A 17557-nucleotide genomic window follows, 5' to 3' on the forward strand; every position below is an offset into this window, starting at 1 on the left:
ACTATCGGAGACATTCGTCATGAGCAATCCGTCAGGGCATTCGCTGGCCAACGCCGCTGCGTGGCGTGGCGCGATTTTCAACGGGGACTGGGCCCAGGTGCCCGGCAAGCTGGACGTCATCGAGCCAGCTTCGGGAAAGCCGCTGCATCAGGTCGGCAAGGCTGTGCCCGAAGACGTGACCGCTGCCGTGAAATCGGCACGCGAAGCCCAGCGAGCCTGGGCGGCAACGCCGCCGCGTGAGCGGGCAGCGGTGTTCCACCGCGCCGCTGCACTGCTCCAGGAACAGGCCTCGGAGGCTGCCGCCCTGATCGCGCGGGAGACAGGTGGCATCCTGGCCAAGGGCGAGCTCGAGGTGCGTGAAGCCATCGTACTGCTGCAGCGCGCTGCGGCGATGCCGCTGGAAGCCAATGGCCGGGTCCTGCCGAGCGTGCCGGGGCGGCTCAGCATCGCTCGTCAGCTGCCGCTGGGCGTGATTGGCGTGATCTCGCCGTTCAATTTCCCGCTGGTGCTGTCGTTGCGCTCGGTCGCACCTGCCCTCGCCGTCGGCAACGCCGTCATCATCAAGCCGGATCCGCGCACGCCGTACGCGGGAGGCTTTGTGATCGCCGAGGTGCTGTCGGCTGCCGGCCTGCCCAGAGGGCTGCTGCATGTCCTGCCAGGTGGTGCGGATGTCGGGCAGACGCTGGTCGAGGCACCTGGCGTGCCGATGCTCGCGTTTACCGGCTCGACGGCTGCCGGCCGCAAGATAGGCGAGCTGGCCGGCCGGCACCTGAAGAAGGTGTCGCTCGAACTGGGCGGCAAGAATTCCTTGATCGTGCTCGATGACGCCGATCTGGACAAGGCGGCTTCCGCGATCGCCTTTGGCGCCTGGTTTCACCAGGGGCAAATCTGCATGGCGACAGGGCGCGTGCTGGTGCATCGCAGCATCGCGAGCGAACTGACGCGGCGCCTGGCCGACAAGGCACGCCATCTGCCGATCGGCGACCCCGCCGTCGCCCAGGTGGCACTCGGGCCGATCATCGATCAGCGCCAGTTGCAGAACATCGTCGATATCGTCGGCGCGTCGGTGGCGGCCGGTGCGGTGGTCGAGGCCGGCGGCACGCACGAAGGTCTTTTCTACGCGCCGACGGTGCTGTCCAACGTCAGGCCCGGTATGCGCGCGTTCGACGAAGAGATTTTCGGCCCGGTTGCCAGTGTGATTCCGTTCGACACCGACGAAGAGGCGGTCGAGCTCGCCAACCGCACCGAATACGGCTTGTCGGCAGGCGTGATCTCCGCCTCAGTCGGACGCGCCATGGCGCTCGGCGAGCGGCTGCACACCGGACTGCTGCATATCAACGACCAGACCGTTGCCGACGAGGTGATCAACCCGTTCGGCGGAACCGGCGCCTCGGGCAACGGTACCAGCGTGGGCGGCCCCGCGGACTGGGAACAGTACACGCACTGGCAATGGGTGACGGTCAAGGATGCCGTCCCGCAGTATCCGTTCTAGGCGGCAACTAGGCGCCCGCGCTGATATGGGAGCCCGAAAAAACTTTTTCACTTTCGATCAAGGTGCAGGTAATGAGCAGTCAGGCAGAGGAACAAACGGTTGTTTTCAGCATCGAGGACGGCGTGGCATGGGTGAAGTTCAACCGGCCCGAAAAGCGTAACGCAATGAGCCCGGCGCTGAACCGGCGCATGATGCAGGTGCTCGACGAACTGGAATTCCATCCGGACGTGGGCGTGCTCGTGCTGACCGGCGAAGGCACCGCGTGGACGGCCGGTATGGATCTCCAGGAATACTTCCGCGACACGGAAGCCCATGGTCTGGCCGGGACGCGCAAGGCACAGCGCGAGAGCTACGGCTGGTGGCGACGCCTGCGCTGGTACCAGAAGCCCACCATCGCCATGATCAACGGCTGGTGCTTCGGTGGCGGCTACGGTCCGCTGTTCGCGTGCGATCTCGCGTTCTGCGCCGAGGAAGCCCGCTTTGGCCTTTCGGAGATCAACTGGGGCATCCTGCCAGGAGGCGGCGCATCGAAGGTCGCGACCGAGCTGCTTTCGTTCCGACGCGCGATGTATCACGCGATGCTGGGCGAGAACATCGACGGCCGCAAGGCCGAAGAATGGGGCCTGGTGAACGAGGCGGTGCCCGCCGCGCAACTGCGCACGCGGGTGGTGGAAGTCGCGCAGGCGCTGCTGAAGAAGAATCCGGTCGCCCTGAAGGCAACCAAGGATGCCATCCGCCGTGTCCGCGAAATGACTTATGAGAACGCCGAAGACTTCCTCGTGCGAGCTCAGGAGGCCGCCAACAGCTACGACGACGGGCGCAAGGAGGGGCTCAAACAGTTCCTTGACGACAAGACCTACAAGCCGGGCCTTGGCACTTACGACCTCAAGCGACAGCGTACCTGAGCACGGGAGCCCGTTGACATGAACCTGATCCAGTCTGGAACCTGGCCTGCGGCGACAGGCCAGGCCGTGGCGCGCCTGCTGCGACCGTCATCGATTGCCATCGTCGGCGCCTCGCCGACGCCGGGTGCGCTCGGGGCATCGGTGCTGGCCAATCTCGAGCGCAACGACTATCGAGGCCAGATCTATCTGGTCAATCCGAAGCGCGACGAGATCAACGGCCGGCCATGCGTGAATTCGATCGCACAGTTGCCGGACGGCGTCGATGTTGCCGTGCTGGCGATTCCGCAGGCCGCGGTGCTGGACGCCGTACGTCAGCTCGCCGCGCGCAAGGTCGGTGCGGTGGTTATCTTTTCGGCGGGCTTCGCCGAGGCGGGTGCCGAGGGAATCGCCCAGCAGCAGGAGATCGCGAGGATTGCCGCAGAAACGGGCATGCTCGTCGAAGGGCCGAACTGCCTTGGTTGCATCAACTATCTCGAGCGCGTGCCGCTGACGTTTATCGAAACGGCCGTGAGTGCGGAGCAAGCGAGCCGCAATCGCAGCCAGCCCGCGATCGGGATTCTCTCCCAGAGCGGCGCCATGATGGCGGTGCTCAATACGACGCTCGCGAGCCGCGGGCTGCCGTTGTCGTATGCGGTTTCGACCGGGAACGAGGCGGCGAGCCATCTCGAAGACTACCTGCAGTTCCTGCTGGACGATGCCGGCACCCGCGTCATCGCGATGATCGCGGAGCAATTCCGGCAGCCGGCCCGGCTGCTGGAGATCGCACGCCATGCCCGCCGGGCTGGCAAGCTGCTGGTGCTGCTGCATCCCGGCAGGAGCGCCGCGGCGCGCGCGTCGGCGGCCACGCATACCGGTGCGATGGCTGGCGACCACTCGCTGATGCGCACCAAGGTCGAACGCGCGGGCGTCGTGATCGCACCGACCCTGGAGGAACTCGGCGATATCGCGGAAATCGGCCTGCGCTGCGCGCACCTGCCGTCACGCGGCACGGCGATTGTCGGCGAATCGGGGGCATTCAAGGCTCTGTGCCTGGACATCTGCGAAGGGCTCGGCCTCGAACTGCCGGCCCTGAGCGACGACGATGCGCCCGCGTTGCGCGCCGCGATGCCGGCGTTCGTCGCGGTCAGTAATCCGCTCGATCTGACCGCGCAGGGGCTGGTGGACCCCGAGCTTTACTACCGCACGCTCTCGGCGCTGTTCGACGACGATCGCTTTTCTGCGATCGTCGTCGGCCTGATCCAGACCGATCCGGTCACTTGCGCGATCAAGATGCCCCCCGTGTTGCGCGCCGTGCTCGAACTGCGCCCCGACAAACCCGTGATCTGCGCCGGTCTGGACGAGGGCGCAGCGGTGCCGGCCGAGTACATCGAACAGATGCGCGAACTGGGCATCCCATACTTCCCCGGCACGGAACGCGCATTACGGGCGGTGGCCCGGCTTGTCGAGCTCGGAGGCCGAGACTTCAGCGAGGTAGATCACGCGCCGGTGGAGATTGGCCTGCCTTTGCAGGAAGGCGTGATCCCGGAGCACCGTGCGAAAGCGATGCTCGCTCCGCTGGGTATCCCGTTCGCACGCGGCGCACTGGCGGCCGACATCGACGATGCGCTCGCGATTGCCGGGCGCGTCGGTTATCCCGTCGCCCTCAAGGTGCAGTCGGGTGATATCAGCCACAAGAGCGATGTCGGTGGCGTGATGCTTGGCATCGATGATGCGCAGGCTCTCCGGGCGGCGTGGATGCAGTTGGGCAGCAACGTGAAGCGCCATGCACCGTCTGCCGTGATCGAAGGCGTACTGGTCGAAGCGATGGGCGATCGCGGCCTCGAGATGATCGTGGGCGCGCGTAACGATCCGCAGTGGGGCCCCGTGATTCTGGTCGGTTTCGGTGGCGTGGCAGCGGAGGTCATGCACGACGTCCGCCTGCTGCCGCATGACCTGCCAAGGGATGGCGTGATACGCGAGATCAGCCTGCTGAAGGGGGCTGCACTGCTGCGCGGCTTTCGCGGTGAGCCTGCACGCGATGTCGGTGCGCTCGCGGATATCGTCATGCGTCTGGGCGCGTTGCTGCAGTACGAGCCGGGCATCCGCGAGATCGACCTGAATCCGGTGGTCCTCTATCCGGAAGGACGCGGCGCGCTTGCGCTCGATGCGCTGATGCTGGTCGAACCCGCGTCGAACTGAGCGTTCTTGAACCGGCCGGGGCGCGGTCGAAGCCCCGGCCGGCTTCCCACCATTCAGCCGGCGAAAATTTTTGTCAGGAGGGATTTGAGTTGTTCGCGCCCGGCACCGGAAAGCATCTGCACGGCAACCTCGTCCGCCTTCTGGGCGGACTTGAGTGCCTGGCCATGCAGGCGCGTGCCCTGCGGAGTCAGCGAGACATGCTGAATGCGTCTGTCGTCGAGGCTGCGCTGTCGTGTCAGCAGGCCACGCGACTCGAGCCGGTCCAGCAACGTGGCCAGGTTGGGCGGTGCAATGGCCAGTGCGTCGGCAAGTGCCTTCTGGTTGATGCCTGGGTTATGGCGCAACGTAGACAGTACCGCGAAATCGGCCTGACGCAGTTCGAGCTTTTCCATCTGCGCGTCGAAGGTCGACTGGATGACGAGATAGGCGCGGCGGATGTTGTAGCCGAGAAGATCGAGCAATTCCGACTGGTCGACCCGATCCGCGAGATCGTCGGCGGAGTTATTGGAAACGGACTTGGTCGACATTGCAATGGGCCAATTCTCTGTAAGGGGCGTCTTGGATCATAGCACGTCGACGGAAGGTATTTTCAGGTGGAATTCCGGGCGGAGCACGCCGCCCGTATGCCCGCCCCTGCCCAGGAAAAGGCGCGAGCGGAGTTCGAAAAGCGCGGGATGGCGCGGTCTGCCGTCAACGCCTGCTCATGCGGCCGCTACCGCGATTCGAGACATTCGTTCGTCCCGTCCCACAGGACCGCCAGCGGGCTGCGCCGATTCATCGTTTCCCCCTAAGCGCTGATTGTTGCAATTTCCGGAAAACAAATTATTATAGATAACAAATATAACCAATAACAAATATTGGCCCATCAACAGGAGACACTCATGCAATCTCATTTATCCAACGAGCCAGCGCATCGCCTGAAACATGATTCGGCATACGAAATAAAAACGCTGGTCCTGCTGGGGCTCGGCTTCGGTCTGGTAGGCCTGGACCGCTGGATCGTCGCACCGCTGTTCCCGCACATGATGCGCGATCTCAATCTCAACTTTCAGCAGCTCGGCAGCCTGATCGGCATTCTGAGCGTTGCCTGGGGCATCTGGGCGATCGCAATGGGCTCGGTGTCCGACCGGATCGGTCGCAAGAAGATTCTGGTCGTCTCGATGGTCGCGTTTTCGCTGCTGTCGAGTTTGTCGGGCCTCGCTTCCGGGTTCGCGAGCTTGATGCTGATCCGTGCGGTGATGGGCGTGGCCGAGGGTGCGTTTACGCCCGCCAGTGTTGCTGCCACCGGCGAAGCGTCCCTGCCCTCGCGGCGCGGCTTCAACCAGGGCCTCCAGCTGAGCATGTTCTCGCTGCTCGGCCTGGGCTTTGCGCCCATTCTGGCGACGCAGTTGCTGCGCATCGTGCCGTCGTGGCACTGGGTGTTCATGATTTCGGCTGCTCCGGGCCTGATCGTCGCCGTCCTGATCTCGCGCGTGCTGCGCGACAAGCCCAAGAGCGAGCTGCAGGGTCCTGCATCGGCCCAGGCTCGCCCGCGCTGGACCGGGCTCTTCGGCAGCCGCAACGTGTGGCTGGCGATGCTGGCGATCTTGTGCGCGATGAGCGGCATTTTCGTGGTCAGCGCGATGGTGCCGACTTATCTCGTCGAGGTGCTGCATCTCGATACGCAGCAGATGGGGTTCGTCGTCTCGGCGATCGGCTTCGGTGGCTTCGTGGGCTCGTTCGGCGTGGCCGGCATATCGGATTCCATCGGCCGGCGCAACGCCGCGCTGATCGCGTTCATCGGGGCGGCGGTCTTCCTGTATCTGTTCGCTCGGACGGGCGCCAACCAGCTGGCGTTGTTCGGGCTGCTGTTCGGTGTCTCGGTTTTTGCACTGGGACTGCTGGGATTGCTCAGCGGACCGATTGCAACCGAGGCCGCGCCGGCCGGACTCGTTGCGTCGTCGATCGGCTTTGTCTCGGGTGCAGGTGAAATCTTCGGGGGAGGTCTGGCACCGGCCGTTGCGGGTTTCGTTGCTCAGCATTTCGGCCTGCCGTCCACGCTGACTTTCGCGCTCGGCGGACTCATCGCCGGCGCGGTGGTGTCGCTGTTCCTCGTCGAGACGTCGCCACGCCGGCGCGATAGCGCAATTCCCGTCGCTGCCGCCGGTGTGCCGGAAGACGTCGTCTAAGGCACCGGCCCGGGCGCCCGCCCCCTCCCCCCGGATCGATTCAATTCCTACACACAGGTGGCGTCGGCGTGACGCGAAACCTGGAACACCTCAAACAAGGAGATCGTCAATGAGATTGAAAAACCTCTGTTTTGCCGCGAGCCTGCTGTTCGCGTGCCATGCCAACGCCCAGAGCAGCGTCACGCTGACTGGCATGATCGACGGCGGCGTGTCCTATGTCAGCAATGCAGGCGGCAGCCACGCCGTCAAGTTCGACGACGGCATTGCCGTGCCGAACCTGCTGCGCTTTCTAGGCAAGGAGGATCTCGGTGGAGGTCTGCACGCCGTGTTCGATCTGACGAACCAGTTCCAACTGGGCTCGGGGTCGCTCATGCCGGGCGGCAGCCTGTTTACCCGCACCGCCTTCGTCGGCCTGGATGATGATCGCCTTGGCCGTCTGACGCTCGGCAACCAGTACGATTTCCTGATCGATTCACTGTTCTTCGGTCGCAATGATGGCGCGATGTATGCCCAGGGCATCTACGACTTCCGCAATGGGCCGTTTGCGAAACTCGCGCTGCCGAACAATCCGACCGGCGCCTTCGACTGGGATGGCATGGCGGGATCCAGGCCCATCAAGAACTCGGTCAAGTATGCGAGCCCCAGCTTCGGAGGCTTCTCCGCCGGCGCGATGTACGGCTTTGGCGGCGTGGCGGGATCGTTCGGCTCGGATAGCGCGATGAGTTTTGGCCTGAACTATGTCCACGGCGCCTTCGGTGCGAATGCAGCCTATACGCAAACGAAGACCTCGGTCGCCGGCGTTCAGGACAGCGTGCGCAACTGGGGGCTCGGCACCCACTACAGCTTCGGGCCGGTGACCGCCACCGCGCTCTACACGGCGGTGCGCAACGAGCTGAACGGCGCGGCCGTGTGGCAGGCCGAGCTGGGCGGAAGCTGGCTGATGGCGCCGGAGTGGGCATTGAGCGGCACGTACATGTACATGAAGGGCAACCAGGTCGTCGACAACAACCACGCGCACCAGCTCAGCACGATGCTGACATACTTCCTGTCGAAGCGAACCAGCGTGTATGTAGCCGGTATCTATCAACGCACGAATCAAGGCGCGAATGCCCAGATCAACGACGTGATGGTCGCCTCGAGCAGCCCATCGCAGTTCATTGGCCGGGTGGGCTTGCAGACGCGATTCTGAATGCGTCGAGCGAGTCCATGCAGATCGCGCCCTTCAGGCCGCTGGCCCTGGCGCGGGAGGTGAGGGAGCTGCTTGCGGCGAGCGCCGCAAGCGCCAAGACTCCGCCTGCGTCGCGAGTCGCTGCCGCTTACGCAAAGGCAGGGGGCGTGTGGGCGGATCGGAGCGAGGCGCGGCGGCGAGCCCGCGCCGGTGTCCGAGGGGCGTGAACCGGAAGCGCAGGGGCCGGCCCCGCCGATCCCGCGGTGCCGGCATCTTCGTTAGACACGACCGCGGAAAGCCAAGGCCGCTGGCCAGCGGCCGGCCGCGATGATCGGTATCGCAGGCATCGCACAAGCAGTTGGACGGCGCGGCGGCACTGCACGGGCACCAGCGCTTGTCGTCCATGCGCCGCTCGCGGCGGCCCGCTCATTCCCAAGGCATGTCTTACTGCAATTCGCCGGACCAGCTCTTGACCGTGTGGTTGCTGCTGTTGAATTCGAATTGCATCGTCTTGGTCTTGGTCGGCCCGGACGTGGCATCTACCATCTGTCCGGCGTTGGTCGCTTGGGCAAGCAGCCCGGCGCCGGGAATGAAGCCGGCGGCCATGCCGGCCATCGACAGAAACCGGCTTCGCTGGCCCGGCATATGGATGTTGGAGTACACCCACATGTCCAGACCCTGTTGCGGGAAGCTCTGCTTCTGGAAGGGCTCGCCGAACATTTGCGCGATGTCGCTTTCGGTGGTCTTGCCTGGAATGACATGGGACTTCAGATAGGCGCCATCGAATGGGGAGGGACGATTGGCATCGTCACCCCCCATCCCGGCACAGGCGGTCATCCCGACACAGAGGCTGATACATACGGCTTTGCGGAACATGATGTTTTCCCTGAATCAACGTACCTCGCGGCGTGGCGTTCGCGCGCTCGGACGAACCCGTGATGGTCCCGCCGCAAGATACGAACAAACACCTGCCGCAGCCGCTCCCGCGCGCAGCAGCAGGTTCGCATGGTCGGTTATCGTCCTGGAGTGTAAAAACTGGTTTGCAGTTGGGGGCCGACGTCCAGACTGGCGTTTTGCCAGATGAGCGCCATCGAACCGGCCGCATTGACGGCAAGCGCAGGCCACGACGACGACTGCGGGTTCTGACCGAAAGTCGTCGCAGTCCACGTCCCATTGCGATAGCTGCTCGCGATGACGTCCGATGAATTCACCGTGCCCATGTCCTGCCAGGCGGCGGTAACATTGCCGGCGCCATCGATCACCAGCGGCGGAAGCTGCCCCGCCAGCGAATTCAGATGCTCCGTGAGCGTCTGGAGCGGCCCCCAATTTCCAGCGGTGTCCGCCACGCTCGCCTTCAAAACGGCGCCCCCCTCCGCCCACATGACGCCGGCCGCGCCGTTCTCGCTGACAGCCAGCATCGGTTTGGCGATGAAGCCCGACGCTTCCGTGATTTCCGGGGCCACCGGCTTCGCGGTCTGCCATCCGGTGCCCGCCACGTAACGTTGCGACATGGTGGTCGTCATGATCTTGCCGTTGGCAACGTCGAGCTGTCCCCACACGAGCGTGATGTTGCCCTTTGCATCCATACCGGCTGTCGGCGCATCGATGTTCGTGAAAAGGCTCGTGTTCGTCACGGCCGGGGCGACGTTCGTCCAGCCGTTGCTTGCGTCATAGGTCGCCGTCCAGATCGCCGATTGCGTGCCGTTGGTTTGTCCCCACGCCAGCACCGCGCTACCGGACGACAGGACCGAAATCATGGGGCGCACGTTCGTGGTATCGCCCGTCACGGCTCCCGGTCCGGTCTGCGATGGCATCTGGATCTGCGCGGTGGCCGACCACGTTCCGTCCGGCGTGTATCGCGTCCACGCGATCCGGGAATCGAGAAGGCTGATCGACTGCGGGAACGCGACAAGGGCATTGCCCTGTCCGTCGATACCCGCCGTGTAGGTCGAACTCGTGACATCCGGCGCCACTTCATAAGGCGTTCCCCAACCGGCGCTCGGGCTAAACGGCCGCGCCCACAGCGCGTAAGTGTTCGGACCGGGCATCCATTCGGTCCAGAACGCAACCGCCTGGCCCGCTGCATTGCCGACCAATTGCGGCTGAATGGTGCCCGGCCCGGTCATCGCGTGCGTTCCATCACCAGTATCGAGCCGCGTCGCCGTGCTCCAGCCTGCGCCGGGCACGTACCGCGAGCCCCACATTTCATTGCCAACCCCGCCCGCAGGACCGTTGGTCATCCAGGTCACCAGGGTATCGCCGTTCGCATCGATCGTCGTGCTGGGCTCGAACGCGAGCGTCTTGCCGTCGAGTGCGGCCACCTGGCTCCAACCCGCCTGGGTCTGAGACGTCCCACCGCTCGTCGTTACCCCTCCTGCAGAAGACGAGGAGCCGGACGACGAGGCACTTCCCGTCGTCGAACCGTCGTCGCCGCCACACGCGCTAAGAGGCCAGTTCAAAAACTCCCGAGAGGGGCTGTTTACTTCCTCGGCAAGCTGTTAACCTTGGGCATCAGAACAACGGAAGTCCAAGGATGGAAGCGCCAATCATTGACGACGAACTGTGGATACTGATCGAACCATTGCTGCCACCTGCGAAGCTTCGAGCGAAGAGCGATCCTGGTCGCCCGCGCGTGTCCGACCGTGCGGCTCTCAACGGCATCCTGTTCGTGTTCAAAACGGGAATTCGTTGGAACCACTTGCCGACTCGTCTGGGCTTTGGCTCGGGCGCCACATGCTGGCGGCGATTGAGCGACTGGCAAAAGGCTGGTGTATGGGACCAACTGCACGAGTTGCTACTCGACAAGTTGCGTGCGGCCGGCCAAATCGATCTGTCATACGCTGCGGTCGATTCGTCGTCCGTGCGCGCCGTTGGGGCGGGCGAAAAACTGGCCCGAACCCCACCGATCGCGCGCGACCCGGTTCCAAGCACCACGTCCTCGTAGACGCCAACGGCGTTCCTCTCGTTGCGATCCTGACTGGCGCGAACACCAACGACGTCACGCAGTTGCTGCCGCTCGTTGATGCGATTCCACCCATTCGCGGCGTTCGTGGCCGACCGCTTCAGAAGCCCGGCGTCGTCTACGCCGATCGTGGCTACGATTCCACCCGACATCGTCGCGCGTTGCGCGAACGCGGTATCAAGCCCGTGATCGCCAAGCGCCGGACCGAGCATGGCAGTGGTCTGGGCAAGTATCGTTGGGTAGTCGAACGTACGCATTCCTGGCTCCACAATTTCCGGCGCCTACGCACTCGCTTCGAGCGACGTGCCTACATTCACGAAGCATTCCTCAAACTTGGCTGCTCGATCATCTGTTGGAACATCTTCAGACGAGCTGAGCAGGGTTTTTGAACTGGCCTCTAAGCGAGAGGCAGGCAGCCATGACCATCCATGCAATGGGTTTCATAAAAGTCCTTTTTTGAGTCGATCGCCGACCGGCGTTTCCATGCTCTTCAACCCTGCAAACACACCATCCAGCGTCGGGGCGTCCGCCACCCGGTACCGCTTTCCGACGCTTTACCTCACGCGACAAAACGCATCAGGCACGCCACATTGCATGGGTGCCTCGATATTCGATAAGGAATCCTCTTCTTCTTGTTGAAAAACCGACCGAATCTATCGCCCGACAGCGACTTCGTGGATGTCAGTGACTTTTCATCTATCGACGCGACACGACAACAACGTTCTTCTTACCGGACACAAGATTACCGGCGACAAAGACGCCTGTCGTCTCTCATTTGGGGGAGAAAGTGTTTTCCGCAGGTCGGAACAAGGCCACGCTTCGCGCCACCAGCACCGCCACTTCCGCCTGTCGGTTCGTGCCCGTCTTGGCAAGGACTCGTTTCAGACGAGACCTTACGGTTCCCATACCGATACCCTTGCGCCGGGCGATCTCTTCGAGCGAAAGCCCCATGGCGAGGTCGGCGGCAATGGCCGATTCGGTCGGGGTAAAGCCGAACAACTCTTGCAGATAGCGCACGCTCGCGGTCGGATATTCCGGATCGCGCAGCATCACGAGGGCAAGCGGTGTAGCCGTCTTGATCAGGCCGCTCGGCTTTAACGGACTGACGCTCAATGTCAGCGGCAGCCGGCCGGCACGCGGCACCCTCAACATCGGGCCCAGCGCCTTGGCCCGGCCCGACGCTGTTGACATCGACGCCTGGATCAACTGCACCAGCCGCTCATGCAATGCACCGTGATTGAGGCGGACACGGCCGGCGTGACTACGAATCGCCTGCCCCGAACCGAGCAGATATTCCGCCATCGCGTTCGCATACAGCACTTGGCACGATTGATTCGTGACCAGTACGCCGGTATCGACGCGATTCAGCACCTCCAGCGCGACATCGTGCTGGAGGGAAGACAGGCGCTGACTCAACTGGAAAGCGCGTCGGAGATGCGGAAGAAGGAAGGCGGCTCGATGACGGTCCCTGGTACTGAAATGCCGCGCCGCTTTGGGCCGGTGGACACCCAGCACACCAAGCGTACCGTTACCTACAGGAAACAGCGTGCCGACCACATGATAGATGTCGAGTTCGCGCAGCCACTCCCGATAGAAGCCGCTTTCACGCTGCTCGCGCGGCGTGACGAGATCGCGGTCCGTGAAAATCGTCTCGACGCTGCGGGCCACCGCGCGATGAACCCAAAGGTCGTTCTGGTGCCAATGCGTTGCCCAGTCCAGGCGCGCCGGTGGTACCTGCAGGTTATCGGTCGTCTCCAGCAGTTGCACGTTCGCGCCGTCATGGAGCTTCAAGACGGCGCTGTTGCCATTGAACGCTGCGGCGATCGTCGAGGCCATTCCCGCCCACTGTCGGCTATCGAGAGAGGCGTCGTATAGCTGACCAACCAGACTGGATAGATCGTTGTCGAGGTATGTCATATGCCTTGCTTGTCCGATGGGCTTGCGATCCGTTGCGTCGGGCTGCGCGAGCCTGGACGAAAACGAGTGCCGCCATGCCCACCGCACCCCAGACCGTTTCCTGTCAAATGGCTCGCAACGAATTCGTGCGTGTCACGCTGGCCCCCTACGGAATTTACCTGTGTCGATCATCCGGTGTATGAGTCGAATCCGCCTTCCATATTTACAGTCCAACCGGTGGCATTCCGCTCTTCCATGACGTCGGCGTCCGTGACTGTTGGCTAGGCGCTGACGCACGGCACAGCCGCGCTCGCCGCCCATGGGTGCCGAAGACCGCACGCCGAGATCGACGACCGTGCGGATAGGGCAGCGGAGGCATCTTAAGCCATAGCACTTTCAGGGAAGGCGGAGCGGCGTTTATATCCGGTGGATTTGTGTCTTAAATAACGAATTACATGTCATAAGGCACATTTTTTTGTGCAACCGATTGGAGCAGCCCCCTGAAACACCGGACACAGTCACCCACTTACAATAACGGGTAGGTATAAGACCGTGTTTTTGACTCACACCAGGCAGGAAGTGATGGACGTGTTGACGGGCCCGGAGCGTCGGCGGCGCTGGACGGCAGAGCAAAAGCTGGCGATGGTTCGCGAGAGTTTCGAGCCGGGGAAATCGGTTTCGATGGTAGCGCGCCAGCACGGCGTGAATCCGAACCAGCTCTTTCACTGGCGCAAGCTGTACCAGGATGGAAGCCTGTCGGCGGTCAAGGCTGGCGAGGAAGTGGTTCCGGCCTCGGAGTTGGCCGACGCGCTCAAACAGATTCGCGAGCTGCAGCGCATGCTCGGCAAGAAGACGATGGAGAACGAGATTCTTCGCGAGGCTGTCGAATACGGCCGGGCAAAAAAATGGATAGCGCACTCGCCATCGTTGCCGGAGGACAGCCAGTGAAACTGGTCTGCGAAGTCCTCGGCGTGTCGCGCTCGAACGTATCGGCACGCAGGTCGCGCGAGGCGACTTGGCGCGACGGGCGGCAGCCCAGATCGACCCACGATGCACCGGTGGTCGAGGCTATTGAGCGGGTTATCAGCGACTTGCCCAGCTACGGATATCGACGCGTATGGGGGACGTTGCGCCGCGAGCGTATCGCGGCGGGACAGGCACCGCTGAACGCCAAGCGCATTTACCGCGTAATGCGCACGCATGGCCTGCTGATGCAACGCAGAGCGGCACCGGTTCGGCCGCAGCGCCGTCACGATGGCAAGGTTGCGGTGGAGCGCAGCAATCAGCGCTGGTGTTCCGACGGCTTCGAGTTTCGCTGCGACAACGGCGAGCCGTTGCGCGTGACGTTCGCGCTCGACTGCTGCGACCGCGAAGCGATGAGCTGGGCGGCCACGACGGCCGGCCATAGCGGCGACATCGTGCGCGACGTGATGCTGGCTGCGGTGGAAAGCCGATTTGGGGATGTGCTGCATACCGAGTCCGAAATCGAGTGGCTGAGCGACAACGGCTCGGGCTATACGGCCGAGGAGACGCGTCAGTTTGCGGCGCTGCTCGGCCTGAAGCCGTTGACCACGCCGGTGTGCAGCCCGCAGAGCAACGGCATGGCGGAAAGCTTCGTGAAGACCATGAAGCGCGATTACGTCGCTATCATGCCGAAGCCGGACGCAGCGACCGCGGCCAGGAATCTGGCCATCGCATTCGAGCACTACAACGAAAAGCATCCCCATAGCGCGTTGAAGTACCGCTCGCCTCGCGAGTTTCGACGTTCGACGGATTCAGCAACCTAAGTGGGTGCCGTGTCCTGAGTTACGGGGGCAACTCCACCGATGCCGATTAACGCCGAGACGGAAATGAAATTTACGAAGCCGAAAGGTATAAGCTTTCCGCGAGGAGAGAGGTGGTCGCGCAAATCTGGACCGTGTGATAAGACAGCATGACCCGCAGTGAGGCGGGTGCCGGCCTGGGGAGGCAAACGCGGGTTAGCATCGCTGCCAGGAGCCATCGTCAGGACTGGTGTACGCGGGCCGGGCGGCATGATCGGGCGGTGCGCTGCTGATTACGGGAGTGCCGTCTTTGAAGGGGATGCCTTTCAGCAGCGGTTCGTTCTTGTCCGAGCCGCGGATCTTCCTCCAGTCTGCCCGGCCGTTTCGCTCAGCCAGTGTTCGGCCGGGAAGTCGTAAGAGCGCGAGCAGTGCGCTGCTGGCAGAGCCCTCCGCTCGATCCAATGTATCCGGTAGTGTGCTTCGACGCGCTGTGGGTCGAGTCCGCCACGACGGCGTGGTCAGCAACCAGGCCGTCTATCTGTCCTGGGCATCCAGGCCGACGGCCAGCACGACATGCTGGGCCTCCGAAGCTTCGACGGATCGTGCACACCGCGCGCCCCATGGAGAGCCTGAATAGGCACTCGCGCACGCTGATCAAGACGCGCAGCCGCTTTCCAAATGACGAGGCCGCGGTCAAACCGCTCTGGCGCGCGCTGCGCAACGGGCTGGCCAAGACCGTGCGGGCCGCCTTCGCCTGAAAATCAGCGATGCATCCGCTTGCTACCCTGCCCGGTGCGGACCTTACGCAGGCGCGCGGATAACCGGTGGTTCCCCCTCGCCCACCACGATGCGGATAGGTTCCACCTCGCCCTCGCCTCAGGGCGCGCCCTCGAACCGCGCCAGGATCCGCAGGTCCTCGCCTACCCGCTCGACTTCGTGAAAGCGCAGCTTCACGCGCGACTCCAGCGAGATCGGCGCGCTGAGCTCGAACATCGCCGCCGCATCGGCGCCCAGCAGGCTCGGCGCGACATAGACCAGCAACTCGTCCACCAGCCCCGCGCGCAGCAGCGCGCCGCTCAGCGTGCGCCCCGCTTCCACGTGCAGTTCGTTGTCGCCGCGCCCGCCCAATTCCGCCAGCACGGCGGCCAGGTCGACCGAGCCGCGTGCGCTGGCCAGCGACACCACCTCGGCGCCTCGCGCGCGCAGCGCATCGGCACGCGCCCGCGCCGATGCGTCGAGTTCGCCGCAAAACACCAGCGGCGGCGGGCCGGCCATCAGCCGCGCCTCGTGAGGCAGGTCGAGCCGAGCATCGATCAACACGCGCCGCGGCTGGCGCGGCGTGTCGATGCCGCGCACGTTCAGCTGCGGATCGTCGCGGCGCACGGTGCCGATGCCAGTCAGGATCGAGCAGGCCCGCGCGCGCCAGGCATGGCCGTCGGCGCGTGCGGCCGAGCCGGTGATCCACTGGCTCGCGCCGTCGGGCAGCGCGCTGCGGCCGTCGAGCGAGGCGGCCATCTTCATGCGCACCCAGGGCCGAGCGCGCGTCATGCGCGACACGAACCCGATATTGAGCTCGCGCGCCTCATCCTCCAGCACGCCGCCGCGCACCTCGATGCCGGCCTCGCGCAGCATCGCGTAACCGCGCCCCGACACCTGCGGGTTCGGGTCCTCCATCGCCGCCACCACGGTGGCGATGCCCGCCTCGACCAGCCCCTTCGCGCAGGGCGGCGTGCGGCCGTAATGGCTGCACGGTTCGAGCGTCACGTAGGCGGTCGCGCCGCGCAGTTCGTGGCCGCGCGAACGCGCATCCTTCATCGCGCGCACCTCGGCATGATCGTGGCCGGCCGGCTGCGTGTAGCCCTCGCCGATCAGCATCCCGTGCTTGACGATCACGCAGCCGACCCGCGGATTCGGCGTGGTCGTATAAAGCCCCCGCGCCGCCAACTCCAGCGCCTTCGCCATCCAGGCGCGATCGAGCGCGTCGCGCGATGCCTCGTCGTGCACCTCGATACTGCGCAGCGCCCCGTTCATCAGAGCGTCTCCGCGAGCCGGAAGCCCATCGCGTAGATGTCGCGCTGGTAGCGCCCGTGGCGGCGCGCGCAGCGCGCCAGGTCGCCGAAGCGCGTGAAGCTGCCGCCTCGCGCGACGCGATAGGCGCCCTGGGTCACGGCGAGATCGTCGTCGATCGCGTTGCCGCCGGGATAGGCACGATAGTCGTCGGCGACGTATTCCTCGACATTGCCGCCCATGTCGTCGATGCCGAACACGCTGCGGCCGGCCGGAAAGATGCCGACCGGCGTGGTGCTCAGCGGGCCCGCCTCGACCGTGTTCGCGGCGGCAGGATCGAACGCGTCGCCCCAGGGATATTCGCGCGCCGCGCCGCCGGCCGCCGCGTATTCCCATTCGGCCTCGCTCGGCAGCCGGAACGCGCGCCCGGTCTTCTGCGCGAGCCAGCGCGCATAGTGGTCGGCCGCCTCGGCCGATACCGACCACACCGGATGATTCGAACGCTCGGCCGGATAGACGCCGAAGGCCCAGGAACTGGGCAGCTCGGTCGAGCCGGTGTCCTCGAGGAACAGGCGGTATTCGAGGTTGCTGACCGGATAGCGCATCAGCGCATAGGCCGCCAGCTCGACGGTATGCGCCGGGCATTCCTTCGCGATCCACGGCTCGATCACGCCGACCCGCTCCCACTCGGCCAGCACGCGCCCGAGCGCGGCCGGATCGAGACCGATCCGCGCCCGCGCCGCCTCGATGCGTCGCATCGCCGGCTCGAACGGACGAATGCGGGGGTCGCCAAGCAGGCCGAGCAAGGCGCCCGCCGCGTGACGGCGCGCGAACGGCTGGGCGGGATCCTCGGCGATTTCGACCAGGCACGGCGCGCCGGCGCCGAGCAGGTCCTCGTGGCCGGCCAGCAGCGCGACCGGCGTGCGCGCGACGAAGGTTTCGGGCAGGCCCATTGCCTCGCGATCGGTGAGGCGGTTCGGATTGTCAGCCAACTTGATGGTCATGATCGGTAGCAGTC

General features: G+C 64.5%; 13 protein-coding genes and 2 pseudogenes. 9 read left to right on the forward strand and 6 right to left on the reverse strand.

All coding sequences use genetic code 11. The features are described from left to right. Positions 1–19 precede the first annotated feature (19 nt). The 3 genes from KS03_RS10850 (at position 20) to KS03_RS10860 (ending at position 4575) form a co-directional block, all read left to right on the forward strand. Positions 20–1492, forward strand: coding sequence for a benzaldehyde dehydrogenase (locus KS03_RS10850; RefSeq protein WP_012733485.1), 1473 nt, complete (start codon positions 20–22; stop codon positions 1490–1492). 71 nt (positions 1493–1563) lie between these two features. After that, the gene (locus tag KS03_RS10855; protein WP_012733484.1) at positions 1564–2397 is read left to right on the forward strand and encodes a p-hydroxycinnamoyl CoA hydratase/lyase; all 834 of its coding nucleotides are present in this window, start codon (positions 1564–1566) and stop codon (positions 2395–2397) included. Positions 2398–2415: 18 nt separating this feature from the next. Continuing rightward, a complete protein-coding gene (locus KS03_RS10860; protein ID WP_012733483.1) occupies positions 2416–4575 on the forward strand; it encodes an acetate--CoA ligase family protein in 2160 nt (719 codons plus the stop codon). Positions 4576–4628: 53 nt separating this feature from the next. Here KS03_RS10860 and KS03_RS10865 read toward each other — a convergent pair whose 3' ends face one another. After that, positions 4629–5102, reverse strand: coding sequence for a MarR family winged helix-turn-helix transcriptional regulator (locus KS03_RS10865; protein ID WP_012733482.1), 474 nt, complete (start codon positions 5100–5102; stop codon positions 4629–4631). Positions 5103–5456: 354 nt separating this feature from the next. Between KS03_RS10865 and KS03_RS10870 the strand changes: the two genes are divergently transcribed. Both KS03_RS10870 and KS03_RS10875 read left to right on the forward strand, forming a co-directional pair. Next, positions 5457–6743, forward strand: a complete 1287-nt coding sequence (locus KS03_RS10870; RefSeq protein ID WP_045678769.1) for an MFS transporter — start codon at positions 5457–5459, stop codon at positions 6741–6743. Positions 6744–6852: 109 nt separating this feature from the next. After that, entirely contained in the window at positions 6853–7932 is a 1080-nt protein-coding gene (locus KS03_RS10875; RefSeq protein WP_012733480.1) for a porin, read from the forward strand. Positions 7933–8355: 423 nt separating this feature from the next. Here KS03_RS10875 and KS03_RS10880 read toward each other — a convergent pair whose 3' ends face one another. Both KS03_RS10880 and KS03_RS10885 read right to left on the reverse strand, forming a co-directional pair. Beyond that, the gene (locus KS03_RS10880; RefSeq protein WP_012733479.1) at positions 8356–8787 is read right to left on the reverse strand and encodes a hypothetical protein; all 432 of its coding nucleotides are present in this window, start codon (positions 8785–8787) and stop codon (positions 8356–8358) included. A 137-nt stretch (positions 8788–8924) separates the two neighbouring features. Then, entirely contained in the window at positions 8925–10370 is a 1446-nt protein-coding gene (locus tag KS03_RS10885) for a hypothetical protein (RefSeq protein WP_012733478.1), read from the reverse strand. Between the two features lie 74 nt (positions 10371–10444). On the opposite strand from KS03_RS10885, the gene KS03_RS29875 reads away from it, so the two are divergent. After that, a protein-coding gene (locus KS03_RS29875; RefSeq protein WP_085962356.1) for an IS5-like element ISBugl2 family transposase occupies positions 10445–11262 on the forward strand; the annotation gives its coding sequence in 2 pieces (ribosomal slippage) (positions 10445–10793 and positions 10793–11262; 819 coding nt in all). Between the two features lie 382 nt (positions 11263–11644). Here KS03_RS29875 and KS03_RS10890 read toward each other — a convergent pair. Further along, entirely contained in the window at positions 11645–12790 is a 1146-nt protein-coding gene (locus KS03_RS10890) for a LuxR C-terminal-related transcriptional regulator (RefSeq protein ID WP_012733477.1), read from the reverse strand. 561 nt (positions 12791–13351) lie between these two features. Between KS03_RS10890 and KS03_RS10900 the strand changes: the two genes are divergently transcribed. The 3 genes and pseudogenes from KS03_RS10900 to KS03_RS32020 all read left to right on the forward strand — a co-directional run. Then, a protein-coding gene (locus KS03_RS10900) for an IS3-like element ISBugl1 family transposase (RefSeq protein ID WP_085962364.1) occupies positions 13352–14556 on the forward strand; the annotation gives its coding sequence in 2 pieces (ribosomal slippage) (positions 13352–13667 and positions 13667–14556; 1206 coding nt in all). 404 nt (positions 14557–14960) lie between these two features. Beyond that, a pseudogene (locus tag KS03_RS33350) lies at positions 14961–15117 on the forward strand (transposase); the annotation flags it as partial. Further along, positions 15114–15353: pseudogene (locus KS03_RS32020) on the forward strand (IS256 family transposase); the annotation flags it as partial. The pseudogenes KS03_RS33350 and KS03_RS32020, both read left to right, overlap by 4 nt. Positions 15354–15408: 55 nt before the next feature. Here KS03_RS32020 and ribD read toward each other — a convergent pair. Then, a complete protein-coding gene (gene ribD, locus KS03_RS10905) occupies positions 15409–16494 on the reverse strand; it encodes a bifunctional diaminohydroxyphosphoribosylaminopyrimidine deaminase/5-amino-6-(5-phosphoribosylamino)uracil reductase RibD (RefSeq protein ID WP_039200734.1) in 1086 nt (361 codons plus the stop codon). 68 nt (positions 16495–16562) lie between these two features. After that, a complete protein-coding gene (locus KS03_RS10910; RefSeq protein ID WP_012733474.1) occupies positions 16563–17543 on the reverse strand; it encodes a formylglycine-generating enzyme family protein in 981 nt (326 codons plus the stop codon). Between the last annotated feature and the right edge of the window lie 14 nt (positions 17544–17557).

It is taken from the genome of Burkholderia glumae LMG 2196 = ATCC 33617 (assembly GCF_000960995.1).
Taxonomy (GTDB): Bacteria; Pseudomonadota; Gammaproteobacteria; order Burkholderiales; family Burkholderiaceae; genus Burkholderia; species Burkholderia glumae.

What these genes read in the sequence shown, in the direction of transcription:
- KS03_RS10850 (WP_012733485.1), top strand. Translation starts at nt 20, where the DNA reads ATGAGCAATCCGTCAGGGCATTCGCTGGCCAACGCCGCTGCGTGGCGT.
- KS03_RS10855 (WP_012733484.1), top strand. Translation starts at nt 1,564, where the DNA reads ATGAGCAGTCAGGCAGAGGAACAAACGGTTGTTTTCAGCATCGAGGAC.
- KS03_RS10860 (WP_012733483.1), top strand. Translation starts at nt 2,416, where the DNA reads ATGAACCTGATCCAGTCTGGAACCTGGCCTGCGGCGACAGGCCAGGCC.
- KS03_RS10865 (WP_012733482.1), bottom strand. Translation starts at nt 5,102, where the DNA reads ATGTCGACCAAGTCCGTTTCCAATAACTCCGCCGACGATCTCGCGGAT.
- KS03_RS10870 (WP_045678769.1), top strand. Translation starts at nt 5,457, where the DNA reads ATGCAATCTCATTTATCCAACGAGCCAGCGCATCGCCTGAAACATGAT.
- KS03_RS10875 (WP_012733480.1), top strand. Translation starts at nt 6,853, where the DNA reads ATGAGATTGAAAAACCTCTGTTTTGCCGCGAGCCTGCTGTTCGCGTGC.
- KS03_RS10880 (WP_012733479.1), bottom strand. Translation starts at nt 8,787, where the DNA reads ATGTTCCGCAAAGCCGTATGTATCAGCCTCTGTGTCGGGATGACCGCC.
- KS03_RS10890 (WP_012733477.1), bottom strand. Translation starts at nt 12,790, where the DNA reads ATGACATACCTCGACAACGATCTATCCAGTCTGGTTGGTCAGCTATAC.
- ribD (WP_039200734.1), bottom strand. Translation starts at nt 16,494, where the DNA reads ATGGCGAAGGCGCTGGAGTTGGCGGCGCGGGGGCTTTATACGACCACG.
- KS03_RS10910 (WP_012733474.1), bottom strand. Translation starts at nt 17,543, where the DNA reads ATGACCATCAAGTTGGCTGACAATCCGAACCGCCTCACCGATCGCGAG.